This is a genomic window from Pseudomonas sp. LBUM1666, from assembly GCF_059695775.1.
On record NZ_CP166789.1, the window covers coordinates 5,040,388 to 5,064,995 of the forward strand.

A 24,608-nucleotide genomic window follows, 5' to 3' on the forward strand; every position below is an offset into this window, starting at 1 on the left:
CTCGACTAAAAGGACGAAACCACCATGCGTAAACAATTGATGATCCCTGCCCTGCTGGCCGCAAGCGTTGCACTGGCTGCCTGCTCCACGCCGCCGAACGCGAACCTGGAACAGGCCCGTAGCAACTACACCGGCCTGCAAACCAACCCGCAAGCCAGCAAAGTCGCGGCGCTGGAAACCAAAGAAGCCAGCGACTACCTGGACAAGGCCGACAAGGCTTACCAGGACAAAGAGGCCCAGGCCAAGGTCGACCAACTGGCTTACCTGACCAATCAACGTGTTGAAGTGGCGAAGCAGACCATCGCCCTGCGCAACGCCGAAGCCAATCTGAAAAATGCTTCCGCGCAGCGTGCCCAGGCTCGTCTGGATGCCCGCGACGCGCAGATCAAACAATTGCAGGACAGCCTGAACGCCAAGCAGACCGATCGCGGTACCTTGGTGACGTTCGGTGATGTGTTGTTTGCCACTGACAGGGCTGATCTGAAGTCCAGCGGTCTGGTAAACATCAACAAACTGGCGCAGTTCCTCTCGGAAAACCCTGATCGCAAAGTGATCGTTGAGGGCTACACCGACAGCACGGGCACCGCGAACCACAACCAGTCGCTGTCCGAGCGTCGTGCCGGTTCCGTGCGCATGGCGCTGGTGAAAATGGGCGTTGATCCCGCACGTGTCGTGGCGCAGGGTTACGGCAAGGAATACCCGGTGGCCGAGAACAGCAGCGTCTCCGGTCGTGCGATGAACCGTCGGGTGGAAGTGACCATTTCCAATGACAACCAGCCGGTGATCCCGCGTTCGGCGGTTAGCTCGAACTAAGCTTCGTCTGCTGAAACACAAAAGCCCCGCCTGATCTGATCAGGCGGGGCTTTTGTTTTTAAGATCGGGAGCGCTACGGTTGCAGCTTCTGCGGGGTTTCCTCGCCCATGCAGCGCACGGCTTTTTTCTTGTTGTTGATCAACACGCCGCTCAGGCCTTTCTGTTCGGTGTCGAACATCACCAGCACACCATCGATGCACTGCGCGACTTGCGGCGCCGGTTCCAGGGAGACTTTGTAGTCTTCGCCCGGCACCGTCTTGAGCATGGTGAAGTCGCTGAGCAGCAGCGCATCTTCGGGTTTGGCGAAGTGCAGGTAGCCGTAGAACCACAGGGCCCCAACGGTGCCGAGGATGCTGCAGATACCGGTGATGATCAGCGGGATGGCGTTACGTTCTTCACTCATTGCGGACTCTCTGGTGGTTCATCTTCAGAATTTTTCGGCGCCGGGTAATTCGGGACTTCGCCCAGGCGGCGCAGACCGTTGAAATGCTGCGGGTCATCGAGAAAACGCAGCATGACTTTGCGCCAGACCGGGTCGGCGAACGTCTGCACATGACCGCCACGGGTCAGTTGCAGCACCCGCGGCGGCGGCGCAGCTTGATACAGACGGATGCCGTTGGAAAGGGGCACGATCGGATCATCGATGCTGTGGTAGATCAGTTTCGGTACGCCGTTGAGCTGCGCCATCGAATTGATCGCGCTGTCGCCGTCCGGCACCAGCCAGGACAGTGGCACCTGGAACGTCCAGAACACCCATGAGTTGCTCAACGCAAAGCGACCGACACTGCGGTAACTGGCAGGCACGCCATCCATGACAAATGCCTTGAGCTGTTTCTGCCGCTCGGGATGCTGCACGAGGTAGTGCACGGCCATCGAACCGCCAAGGCTTTGGCCCAGGAGGATCAGCGGCTTGCCCTTGACCTCCGGCGCCTGATCGAGCCATTTGAACGCGGCGTCGATGTCCTGATAAATCTCCGGCAGCGTCGGTTCACCCTCGGACAAACCGTAGCCTCGATAGTCCAGCAGCAGCACTTGATACCCTTCTTTCGGTAACCACCAGCTCCCCCCAAGGTGCATGGGCAGGTTGCCGCCGTTACCGTGCAAATGCAGCACCGTGCCTTTGACCTCGACACCTTGTTTGGCCGGCAACCACCAGCCGTGCAGCTTGAGGCCATCGGCGGTGGTCAGGGTGACGTCGCGGTATTCGAGTTTGGCTTTTTCCGGGGTAAACAGCTGGCCGGGCTCGGGGTAGAACAGCAGCGAGCTGCAGCCGCTCAAGGTCAGGAGAAGGCAGAAGAAGCCGAGGATTCTCATCCGATGAAACCTCGCGAAAATGGAGTTGGAACACGGATCAATTGTAGGAGCGAGCCTGCTCGCGAAAGCGGTGTGTCAGCCAACAGGAGTGCTGAATGTTAAACCGCATTCGCGAGCAGGCTCGCTCCCACAAGGGGTCTCACTGGACCTAAAGGATGTTGGAATAGTCCGCTTCGATCCGGTCCAGGCTCAGGTGATTGAGGAAGTTGGAGAAGCACATCCAAGCCGACAGCGCGTTCAGGTCACGGAACTGATCCGGTAAATACTTCGGTGGCACCACCAGCCCTTCATCCACCAACTGGCGCAAGGTCCGCATGTCTTCCAGCGTGGTCTTGCCGCAAAACAGTAGCGGTATCTGCTCAAGCTTGCCTTTACGCACGGCCAACTGAATGTAGTTGTAAACCATGATAAAGCCCTTGAGGTAGGACAAGTCTTTGGTAAATGGCAGACCTGTCGGCACCGAGCCACGGAAAACCCGACTGGCGTTGCCGTAGCTTTCGGCCATTTCAAAGCCTTGCTCGCGGAAGAACTCGAAGATCTGCAGGAAGTCCGCACCCTCTTCCACCATGTGAATAGCACGGGTGCGGTTGGTCAGTTTGCGCAGGCGACTGGGGTAGGAGGCAAAGGTGATGATTTCCATCAGGATCGCCAGGCCTTCCTGAGTCACCGTCGACGAGGGCGGACCTTTGGAGAGGAAGGTGCAGATCGGCTGGTTCAGACCATTGAGCGTGGTCCCCACATGCACCAGCCCTTCGTGGACTTCCAGAGCGCGCACGTCACGGTCGTTGAACATCGCGTCGGCGCGGATCTTGATGTAGTCGGCGCCAGCCGCCGCATCGGCGACGATCCCGTCGGACTCGAATACGCGAATGGTTTCCTCGGCCTCGCCGAACACCTTGTTCAAGCGGGTTTGCAGCAGGTGAACGGCTTCCTTGGCGGTGAGGATTTTCGGTTCGTCCTTCAGGTCGCCACGGCCATCGATATTGTTCAGGTAATCCGAGAGCATCAGGCCCAGGTCGGAAAGGGTCGGATCGCCGGCGTGGAACGCGTCGGAAGCGGCACCGTAAAGCTCCTGTGAAATCAGCCCGAAATCCTCGGTGCCGCGCGCTTCGAGCATGCGCACCACCATCCGGTATTCCTTGCACATGCGGCGCATGATCTGACCAACCGGGTTGAACTGTCCGAGCTGACGGGTGATGTCGCGTTCGATGTTCTGGAATTCCAGCTTCACCTTGCTGGAGTCGAACGCCAGCGGCCGGTTCAGGTAGTAATCGCGGTCCACCGCCGGCATTTCCTTGCCCTTGGCCTTGAGGAAACCCGTGCGGATGCTGTCGTCCCACTTGACTGCATCGAGGACGCGAATCGGCGTCTGCGCCAGCACAATGCGATCGGACAAAATGCGTATCGACTGCTGGTAATCGTCCACCCGAAACTCCTGTAGAAAAACCGTTTACGTGCTGGGTTTATTTGGCTTTGGCCAGGCGCTGATAGCGCACGGCCTCGACGAACACATCGGAATTGGCCGGGTCGTCAAGGTAGGCGAAGACCTGGTCCAGATTGTTGTTGATCAACACGCCGTCGCCGTCGTCGGTCTGGAAGCCTTCGCCGCTGAGGACTTTTTGATTCAGGGCCTGGTTGATCTGCTCGAGATCGAGGTTGTAGACCACCAGTTCATGTTTATCGGTCAGTTCAAAACCGAAGAGAGTGAAGTGCCCACCGAATTGCGCCGGCACCTTCGCCGACAAGTACCAGCGACTGCCATGGCGGGTCACCGTGAAGGGATAGGCTTCACGTTCCTTGGGTTTAGCCTTGAAGTAGCTGACCGCCTGATAGTGATTGTCGCCGAGGCGTGTCAGCTCCAGATTCAGCGGCTCGCCCCAGGCGTTGGTGCTGGTCCATTTGCCGAGCAACCCTTTAGGCGCGGGCTCGCTCGAGGGCAGCGGCTCCTTGAAGGTCACCAGACAGCCGCTGAGCAGCAGGAACGACAAGGCGATCACAACGACACGCCAGGCTTTCATTCAACACTCCCTATCGATACACCGCGATCTCAAACCGACCACGGACCCTGTGGGAGCGAGCTTGCTCGCGATAGCGGAGTGTCAGGCGACATCTATGTCGAATGTTAAACCGTAATCGCGAGCAAGCTCGCTCCCACAGGGTTGTGGGTTCCCACTAGGGGTTACACCGACGCCAATACCAGGTGCATATATCGCGTGAGGATGCCGAGCATTTCGGCTTCGGCTTCGGCGACAGGCTCGGCGTCGTTGAGCAGGCCCTGATATTCCATCCGTCCGATAATCGCCGTCAACACTTTGGCATCCTGTTGTGGTTCGCGGGAACCCAATACCTCGAAAAAATGGCAGGTGCCTTGCAGAAGAATTTGCTGATGCGAGCGCACCAACATCGCCAGGCGCGGGTTTAACAGGGCCTCCTGACGGAACGCCTGCTCGGCCATCAAGTGTTCGCGACGGTTGTGCAATTGGCGCTGCACATAATCGGCAGTCAGGCGTGCGATATCGTCGGCCAGCTGTGAACGGGACTCGGGGCTGCCATCGCCATAAGCAACCATCTCACGCAGCAGGCCTTCGTTGTTGGCCCACAACTTGGCCATGAACGCCGCGCTGCGTTCCACGTATTGGGCAAAGGTATCGGTGAGCAGGTCATCGATGTCCTTGAAATAGTAAGTGGTGGCCGACAGCGGCACACCAGCCTCGGCGGCCACCGCGCGGTGACGCACGGCCCGCACGCCATCGCGCACAACAATGCGCATCGCCGCATCGAGAATGTCCTGTCGACGCTGCTCGCTGCCCTGTCGGCTGGCCTTGCGACCCTGGTACTGAACACTTTCAGCGACCGCAGTGGCGACGTCCGCTGCACCCTCTTGAGCAATTGCACGGTTCACGACAGGTATTCCTCTCTACTTCAAAAGTAACCAATTGATACGTTTGTACCAGACAGGCAATAAAAAGCCGCCTGTTTTAGGCGGCTTTTTAATTGAAACATTTACGCTTGCGGCCGCATGTGCGGGAACAGGATCACGTCGCGGATCGACGGGGAGTTGGTCAGCAGCATCACCAGACGGTCGATGCCGATACCTTCACCGGCGGTTGGCGGCATGCCGTACTCCAGCGCGCGAACGAAGTCGGCGTCGTAATGCATGGCCTCGTCGTCGCCGGCGTCCTTGTCAGCCACCTGAGCCATGAAGCGCTCGGCCTGGTCTTCCGCGTCGTTCAACTCGGAATAGGCGTTGGCGATTTCGCGGCCACCGATGAACAGTTCGAAACGGTCGGTGACGTTCGGGTTGTCGTCGTTACGACGGGCCAGCGGCGACACTTCGAACGGGTACTGAGTGATGAAGTGCGGCTGTTCCAGCTTGTGCTCGACCAGCTCTTCGAAAATCATCACCTGCAATTTGCCCAGACCTTCGAAGCCCAGCACCTTGGCGCCGGCCTTCTTGGCGATGGCGCGGGCCTTGTCGATGTCGGTCAGGTCGTCAGCGGTCAGCTCAGGGTTGTACTTGAGGATCGAATCGAACACCGACAGACGCACGAACGGTTCGCCGAAGTGGAACACTTTGTCGCCGTAAGGCACGTCGGTGCTGCCCAGAACCAGCTGTGCCAGTTCGCGGAACAGCTCTTCGGTCAGGTCCATGTTGTCTTCGTAGTCGGCGTAAGCCTGGTAGAACTCCAACATGGTGAATTCAGGGTTGTGACGAGTCGAAACGCCTTCGTTACGGAAGTTGCGGTTGATCTCGAACACTTTTTCAAAACCACCGACCACCAGACGCTTGAGGTACAGCTCCGGCGCGATCCGCAGGTACATGCCCATGTCCAGCGCGTTGTGGTGCGTTTCGAACGGCTTGGCCGCCGCACCACCGGGAATGGTTTGCAGCATCGGCGTTTCGACTTCGAGGAAGTCACGCTTCATCAGGAAGGCGCGGGTGTGTGCAATCACTTGCGAACGCACGCGGAACGTCTGGCGCACGTCTTCGTTGACGATCAGGTCAACGTAACGCTGGCGATAGCGCTGCTCGGTGTCGGACAAGCCGTGGTGCTTGTCCGGCAGTGGACGCAGGGATTTGGTCAGCAGGCGCACGTTGGTCATTTCGACGTACAGGTCGCCTTTGCCGGAACGGGCCAAGGTGCCTTCGGCGGCGATGATGTCGCCCAGGTCCCAGGTTTTCACCGCGGCCAGGGTTTCTTCGGACAGGGTTTTACGGTTGACGTAAACCTGAATGCGCCCGGACATGTCCTGGATCACCATGAACGAGCCACGGTTGAGCATGAGACGACCGGCAACCTTGACCGGAATTGCAGCCTCTGCCAGCTCTTCCTTGGTCTTGTCCGCGTACTGTTTCTGCAAGTCTTCGCAGTAGTTGTCGCGGCGGAAGTCGTTCGGGAAGGCATTGCCCTTGGCGCGCTCGGCAGCCAGCTTTTCCTTGCGCAGGGCGATCAGGGAGTTTTCTTCCTGTTGCAGGGCTTGCGGGTCGAGTTCTAGGTCGCTCATGTCTTTAAAAATTCCATCACAGGTTCGTTGCCCCCACCGATGGCAGGGGACTTAAGGTCTTGACTGGCGGTTTACAGGCCTTGCTTCAGGCTGGCCACCAGGTATTCGTCGATGTCGCCGTCGAGCACCTTGTCGCAGTCACTGCGTTCGACGTTAGTACGCAAATCCTTGATTCGCGACTGGTCGAGCACGTAAGAGCGAATCTGGTGACCCCAGCCGATGTCCGACTTGGTATCTTCCAGGGCCTGGGAAGCGGCGTTGCGTTTCTGCACTTCCTGCTCGTACAAGCGCGCCCGCAACATTTTCATCGCGGTGTCTTTGTTGGCGTGCTGGGAGCGTTCGTTCTGGCAGCTGACCACGGTGTTGGTCGGTACGTGCGTAATACGGACGGCCGAGTCGGTGGTGTTTACGTGCTGACCACCGGCACCGGAGGAGCGGTAGGTATCGATGCGCAGGTCCGACGGGTTGATGTCGATTTCGATGTTGTCATCGATTTCCGGCGACACGAACACGGCCGAGAACGAGGTGTGGCGACGGTTACCGGAGTCGTACGGGCTCTTGCGCACCAGACGGTGCACGCCGATTTCGGTACGCAACCAGCCAAAGGCGTATTCGCCCTTGATGTGAATTGTGGCGCCCTTGATCCCGGCGACTTCACCGGCCGACAGCTCCATGATGGTTGCGTCGAAACCGCGTTTGTCAGCCCAGCGCAGGTACATGCGCAGCAGGATGTTGGCCCAGTCCTGGGCCTCGGTGCCGCCGGAGCCGGCCTGGATGTCCAGGTAGGCGTTGTTGGCGTCCATCTCACCGCTGAACATGCGACGGAATTCGAGTTTTTCCAGGGACTCGCGCAAACGCTCGACTTCGGCAGCGACGTCATCGACGGCGGCCTGGTCTTCTTCTTCGGCGGACATCAGCAGCAGGTCTTTGGCGTCGGCCAGGCCTGTGTGCATTTCGTCGAGGGTTTCGACGATCTGAGCCAGCAGGGACCGCTCGCGGCCCAGTTCCTGAGCGTACGCCGGGTTGTTCCAGACATTCGGATCTTCAAGCTCGCGATTGACTTCAGTCAGACGCTCATGCTTTTGATCGTAGTCAAAGATACCCCCGAATAGTTTCGGAGCGCTCGGACAGGTCCTTGATACTGTTAAGGATCGGGTTGATTTCCATGGCGGGCAGCACTCGTTGGCGAACTTTTGAAAGCCGGCGAGTATAACGTAATCAGGCTGTCACGGCAGCCCGCCTGGCGGCTTTAGGGGCGAATGGATTGAGGTTATTTGCCTGGCTTGAGATCGCGCCCCTCACCCTAACCCTCTCCCCAGAGGGTAGAGGGGACTGACCGAGGTGTTCTTCGTGCTACATCGACCTGAATTACCGAGCCGAACTCAGGACTCGAAAACCATGGAGATCGGCTCCCTTTCCCACTCTCCCCCGTGGGGAGAGGGATGGGCGGGCGGCGTTCCGATGAGGGGTCGATTCTGAATTTCACTCAATCCCCACCTGATTACGCCCATTGTTCTTCGCCAGGTACAGCCCCTTGTCCGCCGCCGAGATTAATTGACGGCAGTCCCCGCCCGGTTGCGGGATCATGGTCGACAGGCCGATGCTGATGGTCAGGCTCGAGCCTTCGGCCGGGGAAACATGCGGAATCTTTAGCGAAGCTACGGTCTGGCGCAGTTTTTCCGCGACCAGTCGCGCGCCGCCCGGCGACGTATTGGGCAGCACCAGGGCGAATTCTTCGCCACCGTAACGGGCCGGCAGGTCCGAAGGACGGGCGCTGGCATCACGAATTGCCGTGGCCACTTTGCGCAGGGCCTCATCGCCTTCAAGATGGCCGAAGCTGTCGTTGTAGGACTTGAAGTAGTCGACATCAATCATCAGCAGCGACAGTTGACTCTGGTCACGCAGTGAACGGCGCCACTCAAGCTCCAGGTATTCGTCGAAATGCCGGCGGTTCGACAGCCCGGTCAGGCCGTCTGAGTTCATCAAGCGTTGCAGCACCAGGTTGGTGTCGAGCAACTGCTGCTGGCTGACCCGCAGCGCGCGATACGCGGCGTCGCGCTGCAGCAACGTCATGTAGGAACGCGAGTGATAGCGGATGCGCGCCACCAGTTCGATGTTGTCCGGTAACTTCACCAGGTAATCATTGGCCCCGGCCGCAAACGCCGCGCTCTTGATCAGCGGGTCTTCCTTGGTCGACAGGACAATGATCGGGATGTCCTTGGTCGCCGGATGGTTGCGGTACTCGCGCACCAGGCTCAAGCCGTCAAGACCGGGCATCACCAGATCCTGGAGGATCACCGTCGGTTTGATGCGGATCGCCTGGGCGATGGCCTGGTGCGGGTCCGCGCAGAAGTGGAAGTCGATGTTATCTTCGTTCGACAACCCGCGGCGCACCGCCTCGCCGATCATTGCCTGATCGTCCACCAACAACACCATGGCGGCGTTTTCGTCGGTTTTGAAGTCGTCGAGCTGTAATTCATTCATGGGCAGTCACCTGAGTACTACTTGGTCCAGGATTGCTGTGAAAACTCTTCATTTGGGGAATATCTCCAGCAATCGTGGCGCTATCTTGTCCAGTGGGCGGATTTCCATCGCTGCATCGATGGCCGCTGCCGCCTTCGGCATTCCGTACACCGCACTACTGTTCTGATCCTGAGCGATGGTCAGGTAGCCCTGTTGGCGCATGAGTTTAAGCCCCTGTGCGCCATCGCGTCCCATGCCGGTGAGCAAAACACCCACGGCATCGCCGTTCCAGTAATTGGCCACGCTCTCGAAGAACACATCGATCGAGGGCCGGTAGATCTCGTTGACCGGTTCGGCGGTGTAGGCCAGCGTGCCGTTTTTCAACAAACGAATATGGTGGTTGGTACCGGCCAACAGCACCGTGCCAGCCTGCGGCGGCTCGCCTTCCTGGGCCAGGCGCACATTCAGGCCGCTGGCGCTGCTGAGCCATTCAGCCATGCCGGCGGCAAACACCTGGTCAACATGCTGCACCAGCACGATGGCGGCCGAAAAATCTCGCGGCAACCCCTTGAGCAATACTTCCAGCGCGGCCGGCCCACCGGCCGATGAGCCAATGGCAATCAGGCGCTGGCGCGAAGCCGAACTGCGCAGCGGGCTCGGAGCCGATCGCTCCCGATTGCCCCGGTCACCGATCAGCCAACCGATGTTGATGATCTTGCGCAGTAACGGGGCCGCTGCCTCTTGGGCATTGCCGGCACCGATGGCCGGCGTATCGACCACATCCAGCGCGCCGTGGCCCATGGCCTCAAACACCCGATGCACGTTCTGCTCGCGGTCGACCGTAACGATGACAATCGCGCACGGCGTATCAGCCATGATCCGCCGGGTCGCCTCCACGCCATCCATCACGGGCATGATCAGGTCCATCAGAATCAGATCCGGCGTATTTTCAGCGCAACGCTGCACCGCCTCGGCCCCATTACTGGCGACCCAGACCACCTCGTGCGCCGGATCGAATGCCAAGGCGCGGCGCAGGGCCTCCACCGCCATAGGCATGTCGTTGACGATCGCTATTTTCATGCACGTGCTCCTCCAATGAGCTCAACCACCGCGTCAAGCAGGGCGTCGTCATGAAAACTGGCTTTGGCTAGATAATAGTCGGCTCCAGCGTCCAGTCCACGGCGACGGTCCTCTTCACGATCCTTGTAAGACACCACCATAACTGGAAGGGATTGCAGGCGATTGTCCCGGCGCAACAAAGACACCAGTTCGATGCCATCCATGCGTGGCATATCGATGTCGGTGATCAGCAGATCGAAATTCTCCGAACGCAGGGCGTTCCAGCCGTCCATACCGTCCACCGCCACCGCCACGTCGTAGCCACGATTGAGTAGCAACTTGCGTTGCAGCTCACGCACGGTCAGCGAATCGTCGACCACCAAAATCCTTTTTCGAGCCGCTTCAACCGCCTGGCTGCCCTGACGGGCAATGCGCTCAAGACGCCCGGTATTGAGCAGTTTGTCCACCGACCGCAGCATGTCTTCGACGTCGACGATCAGCACTACCGAACCATCGTCAAGCAGGGCCCCGGCGGAAATGTCCTGCACCTTGCCCAGACGCTCGTCCAGCGGCAAAACGACCAACGTCCGCTCGCCGATAAAGCGCTCGACCGCTACGCCGTAAATCGCCTCGCGCTCGCGAATCACCACCACTTTGAGGGTTTGCTGACTGTTCTGGCTCGCCGGACGCTGCAACAGCTGACTGGCCGCGACCAGCCCGACATGCCGGCCTTCGTGCCAGAAATGCTGACGGCCTTCGACCTGGACAATGTCCGCCGGCTCCAGATCGCACATCCGTTCGATGTGGGCCAGAGGAAAGGCATACGCCTCGTCACCGACTTCCACCACCAGACTGCGCACCACCGACAGGGTCAGCGGCACTTCGAGATGGAAACGACTGCCCTCACCCGCCACCTGTTCCAGCACGACCGCGCCGCGCACCTGGCGGACCATGTGCTGGACCGCGTCCAGACCGACGCCGCGCCCGGAGACCTCGGTGACCGTGTCGCGCAGGCTGAAACCCGGTAGAAACAGGAAGGTCAGCAGCTCTTCTTCACTCAATTGCGCGGCGGTTTCGGCCGGGGACAATTGGCGCTCGATGATGCTGCGGCGGACCTTTTCCAGATCGACGCCATTGCCGTCATCGCTCAGCTCCAGCACCAGCAGACCGGCCTGATGAGAAGCGCGCAAACGGATCAGGCCTTCAGCGGATTTGCCCGCCAATAGCCGTTGCTCCGGGGATTCGATGCCGTGATCCACGGCATTGCGCAGCAGGTGAGTCAGCGGCGCTTCAAGTTTTTCCAACACGTCGCGGTCAACCTGGGTTTTCTCACCCTCGATCTCCAGTCGCACCTGTTTGCCAAGGCTGCGGCCGAGGTCTCGGACCATGCGCTCTTGCCCGGTCAACACATCGGCAAACGGCCGCATGCGGCAGGCCAGCGCGGTGTCGTACAACACTTGCGCCCGTTGACTGGCCTGCCAGGCGAACTCATCCAGTTCGGCGTTCTTTTCCACCAGCAATTGCTGAGACTCAGCCAGTAGCCGACGAGCGACTTCGAGGGCTTCTTGTGCTTCCAGACTCAAGGCATGCCCCTTGAGGTGGACGTTGAGGTTTTCCAGGGCCCGCAGGCCGTTGTTCTGCATACGCTTGAGGCGTTGCATGGTGGCCAGGTGCGGTTTGAGCCGCAGGGTTTCCACCAGGGATTTGCTCGACAGATCAAGCAGGCTGTTCAGGCGTTCGGCCGTGACTCGCAGTACCCGCTCGCCGTTTTCGGTGGTGCGTTTGGCCTTGCGCGGCGGCTCTGCGGGTTGCAGTTCGGCGACCGGGATTAGCGCCTCGACCTTGGGCGTCGGTGGTTCGAGCTGAAGTTCCGCCATCACTGGGGCGACAGACGCAGTGACCGGCGCGGGTGCCGCCATCGGATCCAGCAACCGCGCCATCAAGACCACATAGGCCTCGATTACCGCAGGTTCAGGGTTGTTGTCCGGCGTCGCAATGCGCATCAGCAAATCGGTGCCTTGCAACAAGGCATCGATGTGCTCGGGCCGCAAGTACAGGCGCCCCTCCTGGGCACTGACCAGGCAATCTTCCATCACATGCGCAACGCTGACCCCGGCATCGACGCCGACAATCCGCGCCGCGCCCTTGAGCGAATGCGCCGCGCGCATGCACGATTCGAGGTGATCGGCCTGGGTCGGGTCGCGCTCCAGCGCCAAAAGACCTGCGCTCAGTACCAGCGTCTGGGCCTCGGCTTCCAGACTGAACAGCTCCAGCAAAGAGGCGTCGCGCATTTGCTCGGGGGTCATGTGAGGCTCCGGGTCACGGCGGACAGCAGCTGTTCTTCATCCAGCCACCGTAGGCTGCGACCTTTGAATTGCAACACGCCACGGGTGTATTGGGCGCTGGCCTGAGTGCCAGAGCGGGACGCCGCCTCGAGGATGCGCTCGTCGATGGCGTGAATCCCGTCCACTTCATCCACCGGTACCACCACCGGTCCGCCGTGGGCGGCGATGATCAGCATTCGCGGCATGACCCGCGCGCCGGACGCCACGCTGCTGGCACCGTCGAGCCCCAGCAGCTCCACCATAGACAGGCACGCCACCAACGCGCCGCGCACATTCGCCACGCCGAGCAAGGCCCGGGAGCGTTGGTGCGGCAAGGAATGAATCGCTTGCAATGGCGCCACTTCCACCAGACTGCGAGTGGCCAGGGCCAGCCATTCTTCGCCCAGACGGAACATCAGCAATGAACGGGTTTTCACCTCGCTCTCGACCACTGTGGAGACTTGCCCGCAGTCTTCCTGCTGCAACGCGTAGCGGTCGAGCAAGCGCGTCGCCGCGGCCGAATACACCGCGCAATTGCGGCAGTGAATGTGATCGCTCAGCAGCGGGCAGGACTTGTCGCCGTGGATACCGATACGGTTCCAGCAGTCGTCGATGGCCTGGGCATCTTCATGGGTAAGGCTAAAGGTGTCGACGGCGTTCATCGTTTACGCTCACTGTCAGCGGCGCGCTCGCTGCGGGCGGCGCGGTCCTGCAATCGTCTGGCTCCCGCCGTGTCGCCCAAGGATTGCAGCAACGCCGCCAGGTGCATCAACGCGTCGGGATGTTGCGGGTCGAGGTACAACGCCTTGCGATAAAAACCCTGAGCCTCAAGGACTCTGCCGGCGACATCGCTGAGCAAGCCCAGCCAGTAGAAGACTTGGGCCACTGGCTCATGACTGCGCAAATAGCTATCGCACGCGGCGCGAGCCTCGGCACTTTTGCCTTCGTTGGCCAGCGCGGCGATGTTTGCCAGCAGCGCGGCGGTGTCCGGGTTGGCGACTTTCGTCACGACAGGCAGCGGAGCCACCGTGGCGAAGGGCCTGTTGCGAACGGGCGGCGGTGTAACGCTGCGCACCGGTTGGCGCACGGGCAGAGGCGTCGGAACGAACGTCGCGATGGGCGCAGGCTCTGGTGCGTTCTGACGACTGAACGCAAAGGACTGCGGGATACCGATCGATCGCATGCCGAAACGGCCGAGCAAACTGCCCTCGGCCGGGCCGATAAACAGCACGCCATCCACATGGGTCAAACGCTTGAGCACTTCGAACACTTGCTGCTGGGTCGGCTGATCGAAATAGATCAGCAGGTTGCGGCAAAACACAAAGTCATAGGGTGGTTCGTTGGCCAGCAACTTCGGATCCAGCAGATTGCCGACCTGCAAATGCACTTGTTCGAGCACTCGCCCGCTGAGTCGATAGCCCTCCTCGCCTTCGGCGGTGAAATGCCGGTCGCGAAAGGCGATGTCCTGGCCCCGGAACGAATTCTTGCCGTACAGCGCGCGCCGGGCTTTTTCCACCGACAACGGGCTGACGTCCATGCCTTCGACCTTGAACTGGTGCGGCTGTAACCCGGCATCAAGCAATGCCATGGCGATGGAATACGGTTCTTCACCGGTGGAACACGGCAGGCTGAGAATCCGCAGCGCGCGCATATTGTTGATGTCGCTCAGGCGTTTGGTGGCCAGTTTCGCCAAGGTGGCGAAGGATTCCGGGTAACGGAAAAACCAGGTCTCGGGGACAATCACCGCTTCGATCAGCGCCTGCTGCTCGTCCTGCGAACCCTGCAAGGTGTGCCAGTACTCATCGGCCGTCAGCGCTTTGGAGGCGGTGCTGCGCTGGCGCACCGCACGCTCGATGATCGCGGGGCCCACCGAGGTCACGTCGAGACCGATGCGCTCTTTGAGGAAATCGAAAAACCGCTGATCGCTGCTCATGGCCGCTCCTCAAGCAGCGCCAGGTTCAGAGGCTGCAACGGAAACAGCAGCGCGCGAACCTGATCGTCGAGCAAGTCGGCGACCCGCACCCATTGCAGCAAACCCTGGGCATCTTCACGCACCGGCCCGAGGTACGGCGCCTGACGATTGTCCAGGCCATAGGGCTGAAAATCCGCCGGGTTGCAGCGCAAGGTATCGGTGGCCTGTTCCAGAATCAGCCCGAGCAATTGCGCCTCAGCGGATTCATCCGGACGGTAATTGACCAGCACCAAGCGGGTGCTGGTGCGGGCCTGGGCCGGCTGGCCGAACGTCAGCGCACTGAGGTCGATCACCGGCACCACCGCGCCCCGGTAGGCGAACACCCCGGCGACCCAGTCCGGCGCGCGGGGAATCGGTTTCAATGGCAGACGCGGCAGCACTTCCGCCACCTCGATGGCCTGCAGGGCATAGCGCTCGTTGCCGATGCGGAACACCAGAAACAATGATTGCAGCGCCGGCTTCACAGCGATGCGTTTGGCCGTGGGTTCGCTCATCAGACTTTGAATCGCGAAACGCCACTGCGCAGCCCTACGGCCACCTGGCTCAGTTCGTCGATGGCGAAACTGGCCTGGCGCAGGGACTCGACGGTCTGGCTGCTGGCATCGCCCAACTGCACCAGTGCGTGGTTGATCTGTTCGGCGCCCGTAGCCTGGGCCTGCATGCCTTCGTTGACCATCAACACCCGCGGCGCCAATGCCTGAACCTGATGGATGATCTGCGACAACTGCTCGCCGATTTGCTGCACCTCGGACATGCCGCGGCGCACTTCTTCAGAGAATTTGTCCATGCCCATCACCCCGGCCGACACCGCCGACTGGATCTCGCGCACCATCTGCTCGATGTCGTACGTGGCGACGGCGGTCTGGTCCGCCAGACGCCGCACTTCGGTGGCGACCACGGCAAAACCGCGGCCGTATTCACCGGCCTTTTCGGCCTCAATCGCCGCGTTGAGCGACAGCAGATTGGTCTGGTCGGCGACCTTGACGATGGTCACTACCACCTGGTTGATGTTGCCGGCCTTCTCATTGAGGATCGCCAGTTTGGCGTTGACCAGATCGGCCGCGCCCATCACCGAGTGCATGGTCTCTTCCATCCGCGCCAGGCCTTGCTGCCCGGAACCGGCGAGCACCGAGGCCTGATCGGCGGCGGTGGAGACTTCGATCATCGTGCGCACCAGATCCCGCGAAGTGGCCGCAATCTCACGGGACGTCGCGCCGATTTCGGTGGTGGTGGCGGCGGTTTCGGTGGCGGTCGCTTGCTGTTGCTTGGAGGTGGCAGCAATCTCGGTCACCGAGGTGGTGACCTGCACCGAGGAGCGCTGGGCCTGGGACACCAGGGACGTCAGCTCGGTCATCATGTCGTTGAAGCCGGTTTCCACGGCGCCGAATTCGTCCTTGCGCGCCAGGTTCAGACGACCGCTGAGATCGCCGGTACGCATTATTTCGAGGATCTGCACAATGCGGTTCATCGGCGCCATGATCGCGCGCATCAACAAAAGACCACACAACCCGGCACAAATGACTGCGACCAGCAACGAAATGCCCATGATCAGCTTCGCCACCGCGACCGATGAAATGATCGAGTCAGTGGCCGCCTCAGCCGCCTCCCTGTTGAATTCAATGAGTTCGTCCAGCTGTTTGCGGCCGGCAGCCCATGCCGGGGTCAACTGTTCGGCGAGTAGGCGACGGGCCTGTTCGAAGTCCTTTTGCTGGTAGGCATCGAGTACCTCTTCGAGCAGCTTGTCATATTGATCGTGCAGCTTTTCAAACTCGTCGAATCTTACCTGATCATCTTTCTCGAAGATGGTACCCCGGTAGCTGGCCATCGAGCGTTGCAGCCTTTCCTCAATACCCTGGTACATATCCTTGTCAGCCTGGGTCATGCCCCGACCGCCACCCAGCCCGATCAGTTGCTGGGTCAGCACGTAATCATCGACCCAGGCACCGCGAATCAGGGAGCTGTAGTGAATCCCGGGAACACTGTCCGAGCGCACAACGTTCTCACTGGACTCAATCGACAGTAAACGGGAATACGACACGACGACCATCAGCAACATGATGGCGATAATCACCGCAAAGCTCGCCAAGATGCGTTGGCGCAACGTCCAGTTCTTCACAGTCAATCCTCGGGGGGGTGATTCAAATGCTGCGGAGTATAGCTGAGGGTGTTTCATTTATAAGACGAGGGTTTGCCAGTTCTCGACCTTGTGCGCGAAAACGGCAGGAGAGCCTCTGGGGGAGGGCTTTGCGTTGGATCGGGTGGCGATTGCCATTGGAATTTGTGGCGCTGCTGACAATGCCTTCGCGAGCAGGCTCGCTCCCACAGTTGACCCGTTGTCCATGTGGGAGCGAGCCTGCTCGCGAAAAACGATGACGCGGTTTAACTGACCGCAAACTTTACAGGGAAGCCTGCCGAACCTGCTTCTCCAGCTCTGTCTTCAACCCCGGCTCCAGCTTCAACTGCCGCGCCAGTTCATCCAGGTAGGACTTCTCCATGAAGCTCTCTTCATCTACCAACATCACACTGGCGATGTACATCTCTGCGGCCATTTCCGGCGTACTGGCAGCGCGGGCGACTTCTGTCGGGTCGAGCGGCTTGCTGAGTTCGGCATGCAGCCACTGCTGCAATTCCTGATCGTTGTCGAGTTTGGTGAATTCGCCTTCTATCAATGCACGCTCGCGTTCATCAACGTGGCCATCGGCTTTGGCCGCCGCAACCAGCGCCTTGAGTATCGCCTGGCTATGCAACTCGACTTGCGCTGGAGGCAGACGGTCGAGTGTTTGCGGTTCAGTCTTCGGTGCGGTGCCCTGCTGGGCCTGCCAATTACCGTAGGCCTTGTAGGCAATGACGCCGAGCGCCGCGAGGCCGCCGTAGATGGCGACTTTGCCGCCGACGTTGCGCGCCTTTTTGCTGCCGAGCAACAGGCCCATGGCGCCGGCCGCCAACGCCCCGCCGCCTGCGCCCGAAAGCAAACTGCCGAGGCCGCCCGAGCCACCGCTGCCGCCGAGCAATCCGCCCAAACCACCGCTGGAGGTCTTGTTTTGTGAGCCGCCGGCCTTGTTCTGCAACATGTCCTGACCGGACTTGAGTAGCTGATCGAGCAATCCACGCGTGTTCATTTGCCGCCTCCAAAAAAGGGGTTAACCGGATCAATAAGGCCATCAGCCTAGATCGAAAGTGCCCGGCATCCGGTAGCGAGAGTGCTTCGAGATGTTGCGCAGCGCCGTTCATCTGACCACGGCCCTTCAGAAAAATGGATATACACTCAAGCAAATCTATAAAAACCGCCCACCGGGTACTTTCTCCATGATGACCTTGCGTCAGATCCGTCACTTCATCGCCGTGGCCGAGACCGGCTCAATCTCTGCCGCCGCGCAAACCGCGTTCATTTCTCAGTCCACCTTGACCCTGGCCATCCAGCAACTGGAGCAGGAAATCGGCGTCGGCCTGTTCAACCGTCACGCCAAGGGCATGACGCTGACCCACCAGGGCCACCAATTCCTACGCCAGGCGCACCTGATTCTGGCGACGGTGGACAACGCCAAACGCAGCCTGCAACAGAGCACCGATCAGGTCGCCGGGCAGTTGATCATCGGCGTGACCAGCCTGGTGGCCGGTTACTACCTCGCCGATCTACTCACCCGCTTCCAGCGCGCCTACCCCAATGTCGAGCTCCGGGTGATGGAGGACGAGCGCCCTTACATCGAGCATTTGCTGGTCAGCGGTGAGATCGATGTCGGCGTGTTGATCCTCTCCAACCTCGAGGACCGCCACGCCTTGCAGACCGAAGTGCTGACCCATTCGCCCCATCGGTTATGGCTGCCGGCCCAGCATCCGCTGCTGGAACACGACAGCATCAACCTCGCAGACGTGGCCCGCGAGCCGTTGATTCAGCTGAACGTCGATGAAATGGACCGCAACGCGCAACGCATGTGGTCGGCGGCCTCGCTGCAGCCGCGCATCACATTAAGAACGGCGTCGACGGAAGCGGTGCGAAGCCTGGTGGCAGCGGGTTTGGGCGTGTCGATCCAGCCTGACATGACTTATCGCCCATGGTCACTGGAGGGCGACATCATCGAAGCGCGCCCGATCGCAGACCTGAGCCAGACCCTCGACGTTGGCCTGGCCTGGCGTCGCGGCACCGCGCGCCCGGCGCTGGTGGACCCATTCCTGACCGTTGCCCGCGAACAGCCCCACGGCGGACGCAAGCCATCTATTTAATCGAACGCCACCTTCAGTATTTAGTATTTGTCGACCTCGGGTGCGGCGCCTAGTCTTGCTACATCTATAAGACGGCCGGGCCCCAGTCACAGGGAGCAGCATGGCCACACAAGAAAAGAGAACCCGAAAAATGGCTGGCGCGCAGACCCCGTTGTTCACCGCGTTGTTGATCGATGGCGAATTGGTCGCGGGCCAGGGGTTTGTCGAACAAATCCTCAACCCGGCCACCGGTGAAGTGTTGACGCACATTGCCGAAGCGAGCACCGAGCAGGTTGAAGCCGCGATCCTCGCCGCTCACCGTGCCTTTGCCGGTTGGTCGCGCACCACGCCGCAGCAACGCTCGAACCTGTTGCTGGACATCGCCAACGCCATCGAAAAACAAGCCGACCTCCTCGCCCGCCTCGAATCCCTTAACTGTGGCAAGCCCTTGCACCTGGCCCGTCAGGATGACTTGAGTGCCACGGTCGATGTGTTCCGCTTCTTCGCTGGCGCCGTGCGTTGCCAGACCGGCCAGCTCAGTGGCGAATACCTTCCGGGTTACACCAGCATGGTTCGCCGCGATCCGATTGGTGTGGTGGCGTCGATTGCGCCGTGGAACTACCCGATCATGATGGCCGCGTGGAAAATCGCCCCGGCCCTGGCCGCTGGCAACACGCTGGTGTTCAAGCCGTCCGAACACACGCCGCTGTCGATTCTGGCCCTGGCGCCAGCGCTGGTCGAGATCCTGCCGCGCGGCGTGATCAACATTGTCTGCGGTGGCGGTGAAGGCGTCGGCAGCCACTTGGTCAGTCATCCTAAAGTGCGCATGGTGTCGTTGACCGGCGATATCGTCACCGGGCAAAAAATCCTGCAAGCCGCGGCGAAAACCCTGAAACGCACTCACCTCGAACTCGGTGGCAAAGCGCCGGTGATCGTTTGCAACGATGCCGACATTCAAGCCGTGGTCGAAGGCGTGCGTACTTATGGCTACTACAACGCCGGCCAGGATTGCACCGCGGCTTGCCGGATTTATGCACAGGCCGGGATTCATGATCGCTTGGTGGCCGAACTCGGCGCAGCGGTCAGCAGCCTGCGGTTCGCCGGCAAGCGCGACGCCGACAACGAAATCGGCCCGCTGATCAGCACCCGCCAACGTGATCGCGTGGCCAGTTTCGTCGAACGCGCCCTCGGCCAGCCGCACATCGAACGAGTGACCGGCGCGGCGGTGCATTCCGGCGCCGGCTTCTATTACCAGCCAACACTGCTGGCCGGTTGCAAGCAGAGCGATGAGATCGTCCAGCGCGAAGTGTTCGGGCCGGTGGTCACCGTGACCCGTTTCGATCAGCTCGAACAAGCCGTGGACTGGGCCAACGACTCGGAATACGGCCTCGCCTCCTCGGTCTGGACCCAGAACCTGGACAAGGCAATGCAGGTCGCGGCGCGCTTGCAGTACGGCTGCACCTGGATCAACAGCCATTTCATGCTGGTCAGCGAAATGCCCCACGGCGGCCTGAAGCGTTCGGGCTATGGCAAGGACTTATCCAGCGATTCGCTACAGGACTACAGCGTGGTGCGGCACATCATGGCCCGTCACGGACAGCATCTCTGACTACGCTTATAACAAGCCGCTAACGGCATGCTTCACCACGTTCAAAACTGCCCCGACCATAATTAAAGAAGAGGGAAACCCCATGTTCGTGCACAAGACCGCACTGCTCAGTGCAATCACCACCGCGCTGCTGGCCAGTGCCAGTATCCAGGCTGCCGAACCGCTGAAAGCCGTTGGCGCCGGCGAAGGTCAGCTGGATATTGTGGCCTGGCCTGGCTACATCGAACGTGGCGAAAGCGACAAGGCCTACGACTGGGTCACCGGCTTCGAAAAGGAAACCGGCTGCAAGGTCAACGTCAAGACAGCCGCCACTTCCGATGAGATGGTCAGCCTGATGTCCAAGGGTGGTTACGACCTGGTGACGGCATCCGGCGATGCCTCCCTGCGGTTGATCGCCGGCAAGCGTGTGCAGCCGATCAACACGGCGTTGATCCCGAACTGGAAGACCATTGACCCTCGCCTCAAGGACGGCCCGTGGTACGTCGTCAATAAGCAAACCTACGGCACCCCGTACCAATGGGGCCCGAACGTGTTGATGTACAACACCAATATCTTCAAAACAGCGCCGGACAGCTGGAGTGTGGTGTTCGAAGAACAGACCCTGCCGGACGGCAAGTCCAACAAGGGTCGGGTCCAGGCCTACGACGGCCCGATCTATATCGCCGATGCGGCGCTTTACCTCAAATCGAAACAGCCGGAGCTGGGCATCAAAGACCCGTACCAGCTCAACGAAGCGCAATACAAAGCGGCGCTGGACCTGCTTCGCAAGCAACAGCCCTTGATCCACCGCTACTGGCATGACGCAACGGTCCAGATGAGTGACGTCAAAAACGAAGGCGTGGCGGCGTCCAGCACTTGGGGTTACATGGTCAACGGTCTGGTGGCGGACAAGCAGCCGGTTGCCTCTGTTATCCCGAAAGAAGGCGCTACGGGCTGGGTGGACACCACCATGATGCACGTTGAAGCCAAGCACCCAAACTGTGCTTACAAGTGGATGGACTGGTCGCTGCAGCCAAAAGTACAGGGGGACGTATCGGCCTGGTTCGGCGCTTTGCCAGCAGTGCCTGAAGGTTGCAAGGCCAGCGAGTTACTAGGCGCCGAAGGGTGCGCGGCCAATGGTTACGATCAATTCGCCAACCTGGCCTTCTGGAAAACCCCGCAGGCTGAGGGCGGCAAATTCGTGCCGTACAGCCGCTGGACCCAGGACTACATCGCGATCATGGGCGGTCGCTAATCCCTCAAGCACGACACGGTCAACTCCCTTTCCCCCTCTCCCCTGTGGGGCGGTCCGACGTTTCGGGAGGGCTGGGGTGAGGGGTGGCTTTTGACTCCGCCTCGACTCTTGGGAATGACCGACACCGCGGCCCTCACCCCCCGCCCTCTCCCGGAGGGAGAGGGAGCTAAAAGCAGGTCGCGTACACCGCAACGATTCAGATTTTCAGAAGTCCAGGCAAGGCCGCCGCGAGACCCTCGCCTTTTTGGAGCACCGCACCATGACGCTTGCAGTCCAGTTCACCAACGTTTCCCGTCAGTTCGGCGAAGTGAAGGCCGTTGACCGGGTTTCCATCGATATCCAGGACGGCGAGTTCTTTTCCATGCTGGGCCCTTCCGGCTCGGGCAAAACCACCTGTCTGCGCCTGATCGCCGGTTTCGAACAACCGAGTGCAGGCTCTATCCGTATTCACGGCGAAGAAGCCGCCGGGCTGCCGCCATATCAGCGTGACGTGAACACCGTGTTCCAGGATTACGCGTTGTTTCCGCACATGAACGTACTCGACAACGTCGCCTACGGTTTGAAAGTCAAAGGCGTCGGCAAGTCCGAACGCCAGAAACGCGCCGAAGAAGCCCTCGACATGGTCGCCCTCGGCGGTTACGGCGAGCGCAAACCGGTGCAGCTATCCGGCGGCCAGCGCCAGCGTGTCGCCCTGGCCCGCGCCCTGGTCAATCGTCCGCGAGTGCTGCTGCTCGATGAGCCGTTGGGCGCTCTCGACTTGAAACTGCGCGAGCAAATGCAGGGTGAACTGAAGAAGCTGCAACGCCAGCTCGGCATCACCTTCATCTTCGTCACCCATGACCAGACCGAAGCGCTGTCGATGTCGGACCGTGTGGCGGTGTTCAACAAGGGGCGCATCGAGCAGGTCGACACCCCGCGCAACCTCTATATGAAACCGGCTACAACGTTTGTGGCGGAATTCGTTGGCACCTCCAACGTGATTCGCGGCGATCTGGCGAAACAATTGAGCGGCAATCCACAGCCGTTTTCGATTCGCCCGGAACACGTGCGTTTCGCCGAAGGGCCGCTGGCCGGCCATGAAATCGAAGTCAGCGGTTTGCTCCATGACATTCAGTACCAAGGCAGCGCCACGCGCTATGAACTGAAACTGGAAAACGGCCAGACCCTGAACATCAGCCAGGCCAACGTCCAGTGGCTGGACGTCAGCGCGCAACATCAGACCGGACAACGCATCAGCGCACGCTGGGCACGGGAAGCGATGATCCAGCTGCACGACAACGTTGTCGGCGGGGTGTGAGATGAACAGCGTGGCCATCCCTCAAACCCCGGCCGGCGGCTCGCCGTTGCGCAGGTTTTCCAATCTGCTGTATCGCCGGCCGAACCTGTACCTGTCGATGCTGCTGATACCGCCGCTGCTGTGGTTCGGCGCGATCTACCTCGGTTCGCTGCTGGTTCTGCTGTGGCAAGGTTTCTACACCTTCGATGACTTCACCATGGCGGTCACGCCCGACCTGACCCTGGTGAACTTCGCTGCCCTGTTCCAGCCGTCGAACTTCGACATCATCCTGCGCACCTTGAGCATGGCCGTCGTCGTGTCGATCGCCAGCGCCATCGTCGCGTTCCCGATTGCCTACTACATGGCGCGCTACACCACCGGCAAAACCAAGGCGTTTTTCTACATCGCGGTGATGATGCCGATGTGGGCCAGTTACATCGTCAAGGCGTATGCCTGGACCTTGCTGCTGGCCAAGGGCGGCGTGGCGCAATGGTTCGTTCAACACCTGGGGCTTGAGCCGGTTTTGCAGTTCATTCTGGGCATTCCAGGCGTCGGCGGCAGCACCTTGTCGACCTCGCACCTGGGGCGTTTCATGGTGTTCGTCTACATCTGGCTGCCGTTCATGATCCTGCCGATCCAGGCCTCGCTGGAACGTCTGCCGCCGTCCTTGCTGCAAGCCTCGGCCGACCTCGGCGCCAAGCCTCGCCAGACCTTCATGCAAGTGACGCTTCCGCTGTCGATTCCGGGCATCGCGGCCGGTTCGATCTTCACCTTTTCGCTGACCCTGGGCGACTTCATCGTGCCGCAATTGGTGGGCCCACCGGGCTACTTCGTCGGCAGCATGGTGTACGCCCAGCAAGGCGCGATCGGCAACATGCCAATGGCCGCGGCCTTCACGTTGGTGCCGATTGTGTTGATCGCCATTTACCTGACTATCGTGAAACGACTGGGGGCCTTCGATGCGCTCTAAAAAACAAAGGCCAGAAACCCACGGTGAAAAAGCCTCGCTCGGCCTGCGCATCGCAGCCTGGGGCGGGTTGGTGTTTCTACACTTCCCGATCCTGATCATCTTCCTGTACGCCTTCAACACCGAAGACGCAGCGTTCAGCTTTCCGCCCAAGGGCTTCACCCTGAAGTGGATCGGCGTGGCGTTCTCCCGTCCCGACGTACTGGAAGCAATCAAGCTGTCGCTGCAAATCGCCTCCGTCGCAACGTTGATTGCGTTGGTTCTCGGCACCCTTGCGTCGGCGGCGTTGTACCGCCGGGATTTCTTCGGCAAGCAAGGCATCTCGCTGATGCTGATCCTGCCGATTGCCTTGCCGGGGATCATCACCGGTATCGCCTTGCTGGCGACCTTCAAGACGCTGGGCATCGAGCCGGGAATGTTCACCATCATCGTCGGCCACGCGACCTTCTGTGTGGTGATCGTCTACAACAACGTCATCGCCCGCTTGCGTCGCACTTCTCACAGTTTGATCGAGGCGTCGATGGATCTCGGCGCCGACGGCTGGCAGACCTTCCGCTACATCGTCCTGCCGAACCTCGGCTCGGCAATGCTGGCCGGCGGCATGTTGGCGTTTGCCCTGTCGTTCGACGAAATCATCGTCACCACCTTCACCGCCGGCCATGAACGCACCCTGCCGCTGTGGCTGCTCAACCAGCTCAGCCGCCCACGGGACGTGCCGGTGACCAACGTCGTCGCGATGCTGGTGATGATGGTGACCATGCTGCCGATCCTCGGCGCCTATTACCTGACCCGTGGCGGCGAGAGTGTGGCCGGTAGCGGCGGGAAATAACTGAATAACTGGAGGAACCGGATCCCTGTGGGAGCGAGCCTG

22 protein-coding genes are annotated in these 24,608 nt (G+C 60.4%); 7 read left to right on the forward strand and 15 right to left on the reverse strand.

The window, feature by feature from the left end:
• Window positions 1-24 precede the first annotated feature (24 nt).
• Window positions 25-813, forward strand: a complete 789-nt coding sequence (gene lptF, locus ACA056_RS23175) for a lipotoxin F family OmpA-related lipoprotein LptF (protein WP_497268045.1) — start codon at window positions 25-27, stop codon at window positions 811-813.
• 73 nt (window positions 814-886) lie between these two features.
• Here lptF and ACA056_RS23180 read toward each other — a convergent pair whose 3' ends face one another.
• The 15 genes from ACA056_RS23180 to ACA056_RS23250 all read right to left on the reverse strand — a co-directional run bounded on the left by ACA056_RS23180 (window position 887) and on the right by ACA056_RS23250 (window position 17,570).
• A complete protein-coding gene (locus tag ACA056_RS23180; RefSeq protein ID WP_497268047.1) occupies window positions 887-1,216 on the reverse strand; it encodes a PA3694 family proteiin in 330 nt (109 codons plus the stop codon).
• Entirely contained in the window at window positions 1,213-2,127 is a 915-nt protein-coding gene (locus ACA056_RS23185) for an alpha/beta hydrolase (protein ID WP_497268049.1), read from the reverse strand. Before ACA056_RS23185 ends, ACA056_RS23180 begins: the two co-directional genes overlap by 4 nt.
• 148 nt (window positions 2,128-2,275) lie before the next feature.
• Window positions 2,276-3,553 carry a flavohemoglobin expression-modulating QEGLA motif protein gene (locus ACA056_RS23190; protein WP_497268051.1) on the reverse strand — a complete coding sequence of 426 codons (1,278 nt, stop codon included), beginning with the start codon at window positions 3,551-3,553 and terminating at the stop codon, window positions 2,276-2,278.
• 37 nt (window positions 3,554-3,590) lie between these two features.
• Entirely contained in the window at window positions 3,591-4,145 is a 555-nt protein-coding gene (locus tag ACA056_RS23195; RefSeq protein ID WP_497268053.1) for a hypothetical protein, read from the reverse strand.
• Between the two features lie 161 nt (window positions 4,146-4,306).
• Window positions 4,307-5,017 carry a TetR/AcrR family transcriptional regulator gene (locus ACA056_RS23200; protein ID WP_497273589.1) on the reverse strand — a complete coding sequence of 237 codons (711 nt, stop codon included), beginning with the start codon at window positions 5,015-5,017 and terminating at the stop codon, window positions 4,307-4,309.
• A 113-nt stretch (window positions 5,018-5,130) separates the two neighbouring features.
• Window positions 5,131-6,633, reverse strand: coding sequence for a lysine--tRNA ligase (lysS, locus tag ACA056_RS23205; RefSeq protein WP_497268055.1), 1,503 nt, complete (start codon window positions 6,631-6,633; stop codon window positions 5,131-5,133).
• Between the two features lie 71 nt (window positions 6,634-6,704).
• Window positions 6,705-7,800, reverse strand: a protein-coding gene (gene prfB / locus ACA056_RS23210) for a peptide chain release factor 2 (protein WP_497268057.1) whose coding sequence is annotated in 2 segments (ribosomal slippage) — window positions 6,705-7,727 and window positions 7,729-7,800 — 1,095 coding nt in all. Because the reading frame shifts where the segments join, the coding sequence is not laid out codon by codon here.
• Window positions 7,801-8,115: 315 nt separating this feature from the next.
• Window positions 8,116-9,117, reverse strand: coding sequence for a diguanylate cyclase domain-containing protein (locus tag ACA056_RS23215; RefSeq protein ID WP_497268059.1), 1,002 nt, complete (start codon window positions 9,115-9,117; stop codon window positions 8,116-8,118).
• A gap of 48 nt (window positions 9,118-9,165) precedes the next feature.
• On the reverse strand, window positions 9,166-10,176 hold the full coding sequence (locus tag ACA056_RS23220; RefSeq protein ID WP_497268061.1) for a chemotaxis response regulator protein-glutamate methylesterase: 1,011 nt from the start codon (window positions 10,174-10,176) through the stop codon (window positions 9,166-9,168).
• A complete protein-coding gene (locus tag ACA056_RS23225) occupies window positions 10,173-12,461 on the reverse strand; it encodes a hybrid sensor histidine kinase/response regulator (protein ID WP_497268063.1) in 2,289 nt (762 codons plus the stop codon). The genes ACA056_RS23220 and ACA056_RS23225 overlap by 4 nt, the downstream gene beginning before the upstream one ends.
• The gene (locus ACA056_RS23230; protein WP_497268065.1) at window positions 12,458-13,141 is read right to left on the reverse strand and encodes a chemotaxis protein CheW; all 684 of its coding nucleotides are present in this window, start codon (window positions 13,139-13,141) and stop codon (window positions 12,458-12,460) included. Before ACA056_RS23230 ends, ACA056_RS23225 begins: the two co-directional genes overlap by 4 nt.
• A complete protein-coding gene (locus ACA056_RS23235) occupies window positions 13,138-14,412 on the reverse strand; it encodes a CheR family methyltransferase (RefSeq protein ID WP_497268067.1) in 1,275 nt (424 codons plus the stop codon). Before ACA056_RS23235 ends, ACA056_RS23230 begins: the two co-directional genes overlap by 4 nt.
• Window positions 14,409-14,945, reverse strand: coding sequence for a chemotaxis protein CheW (locus tag ACA056_RS23240; RefSeq protein WP_497268069.1), 537 nt, complete (start codon window positions 14,943-14,945; stop codon window positions 14,409-14,411). Before ACA056_RS23240 ends, ACA056_RS23235 begins: the two co-directional genes overlap by 4 nt.
• The gene (locus tag ACA056_RS23245) at window positions 14,945-16,624 is read right to left on the reverse strand and encodes a methyl-accepting chemotaxis protein (RefSeq protein WP_497268071.1); all 1,680 of its coding nucleotides are present in this window, start codon (window positions 16,622-16,624) and stop codon (window positions 14,945-14,947) included. The genes ACA056_RS23240 and ACA056_RS23245 overlap by 1 nt, the downstream gene beginning before the upstream one ends.
• 223 nt (window positions 16,625-16,847) lie before the next feature.
• Window positions 16,848-17,570 (reverse strand): tellurite resistance TerB family protein, encoded by a 723-nt coding sequence (locus ACA056_RS23250; RefSeq protein ID WP_497268073.1) that lies wholly within the window; start codon window positions 17,568-17,570, stop codon window positions 16,848-16,850.
• Between the two features lie 187 nt (window positions 17,571-17,757).
• Between ACA056_RS23250 and ACA056_RS23255 the strand changes: the two genes are divergently transcribed.
• From ACA056_RS23255 to ACA056_RS23280, 6 genes are all read left to right on the forward strand, one after another.
• Window positions 17,758-18,672, forward strand: a complete 915-nt coding sequence (locus ACA056_RS23255; protein WP_223486575.1) for a LysR family transcriptional regulator — start codon at window positions 17,758-17,760, stop codon at window positions 18,670-18,672.
• Window positions 18,673-18,772: 100 nt separating this feature from the next.
• Window positions 18,773-20,260: a gamma-aminobutyraldehyde dehydrogenase gene (locus ACA056_RS23260; RefSeq protein ID WP_497268075.1), complete on the forward strand. Its 1,488-nt coding sequence runs from the start codon at window positions 18,773-18,775 to the stop codon at window positions 20,258-20,260.
• An 82-nt stretch (window positions 20,261-20,342) separates the two neighbouring features.
• Window positions 20,343-21,494 carry a putative ABC transporter substrate-binding protein YdcS gene (gene ydcS / locus ACA056_RS23265; protein WP_497268077.1) on the forward strand — a complete coding sequence of 384 codons (1,152 nt, stop codon included), beginning with the start codon at window positions 20,343-20,345 and terminating at the stop codon, window positions 21,492-21,494.
• A gap of 259 nt (window positions 21,495-21,753) precedes the next feature.
• Window positions 21,754-22,791 (forward strand): ABC transporter ATP-binding protein, encoded by a 1,038-nt coding sequence (locus tag ACA056_RS23270; protein WP_497268079.1) that lies wholly within the window; start codon window positions 21,754-21,756, stop codon window positions 22,789-22,791.
• 1 nt (window position 22,792) lies between these two features.
• Window positions 22,793-23,740 (forward strand): ABC transporter permease, encoded by a 948-nt coding sequence (locus ACA056_RS23275; protein ID WP_497268081.1) that lies wholly within the window; start codon window positions 22,793-22,795, stop codon window positions 23,738-23,740.
• The gene (locus ACA056_RS23280) at window positions 23,730-24,566 is read left to right on the forward strand and encodes an ABC transporter permease (RefSeq protein WP_140892599.1); all 837 of its coding nucleotides are present in this window, start codon (window positions 23,730-23,732) and stop codon (window positions 24,564-24,566) included. The genes ACA056_RS23275 and ACA056_RS23280 overlap by 11 nt, the downstream gene beginning before the upstream one ends.
• Window positions 24,567-24,608: the final 42 nt, after the last annotated feature.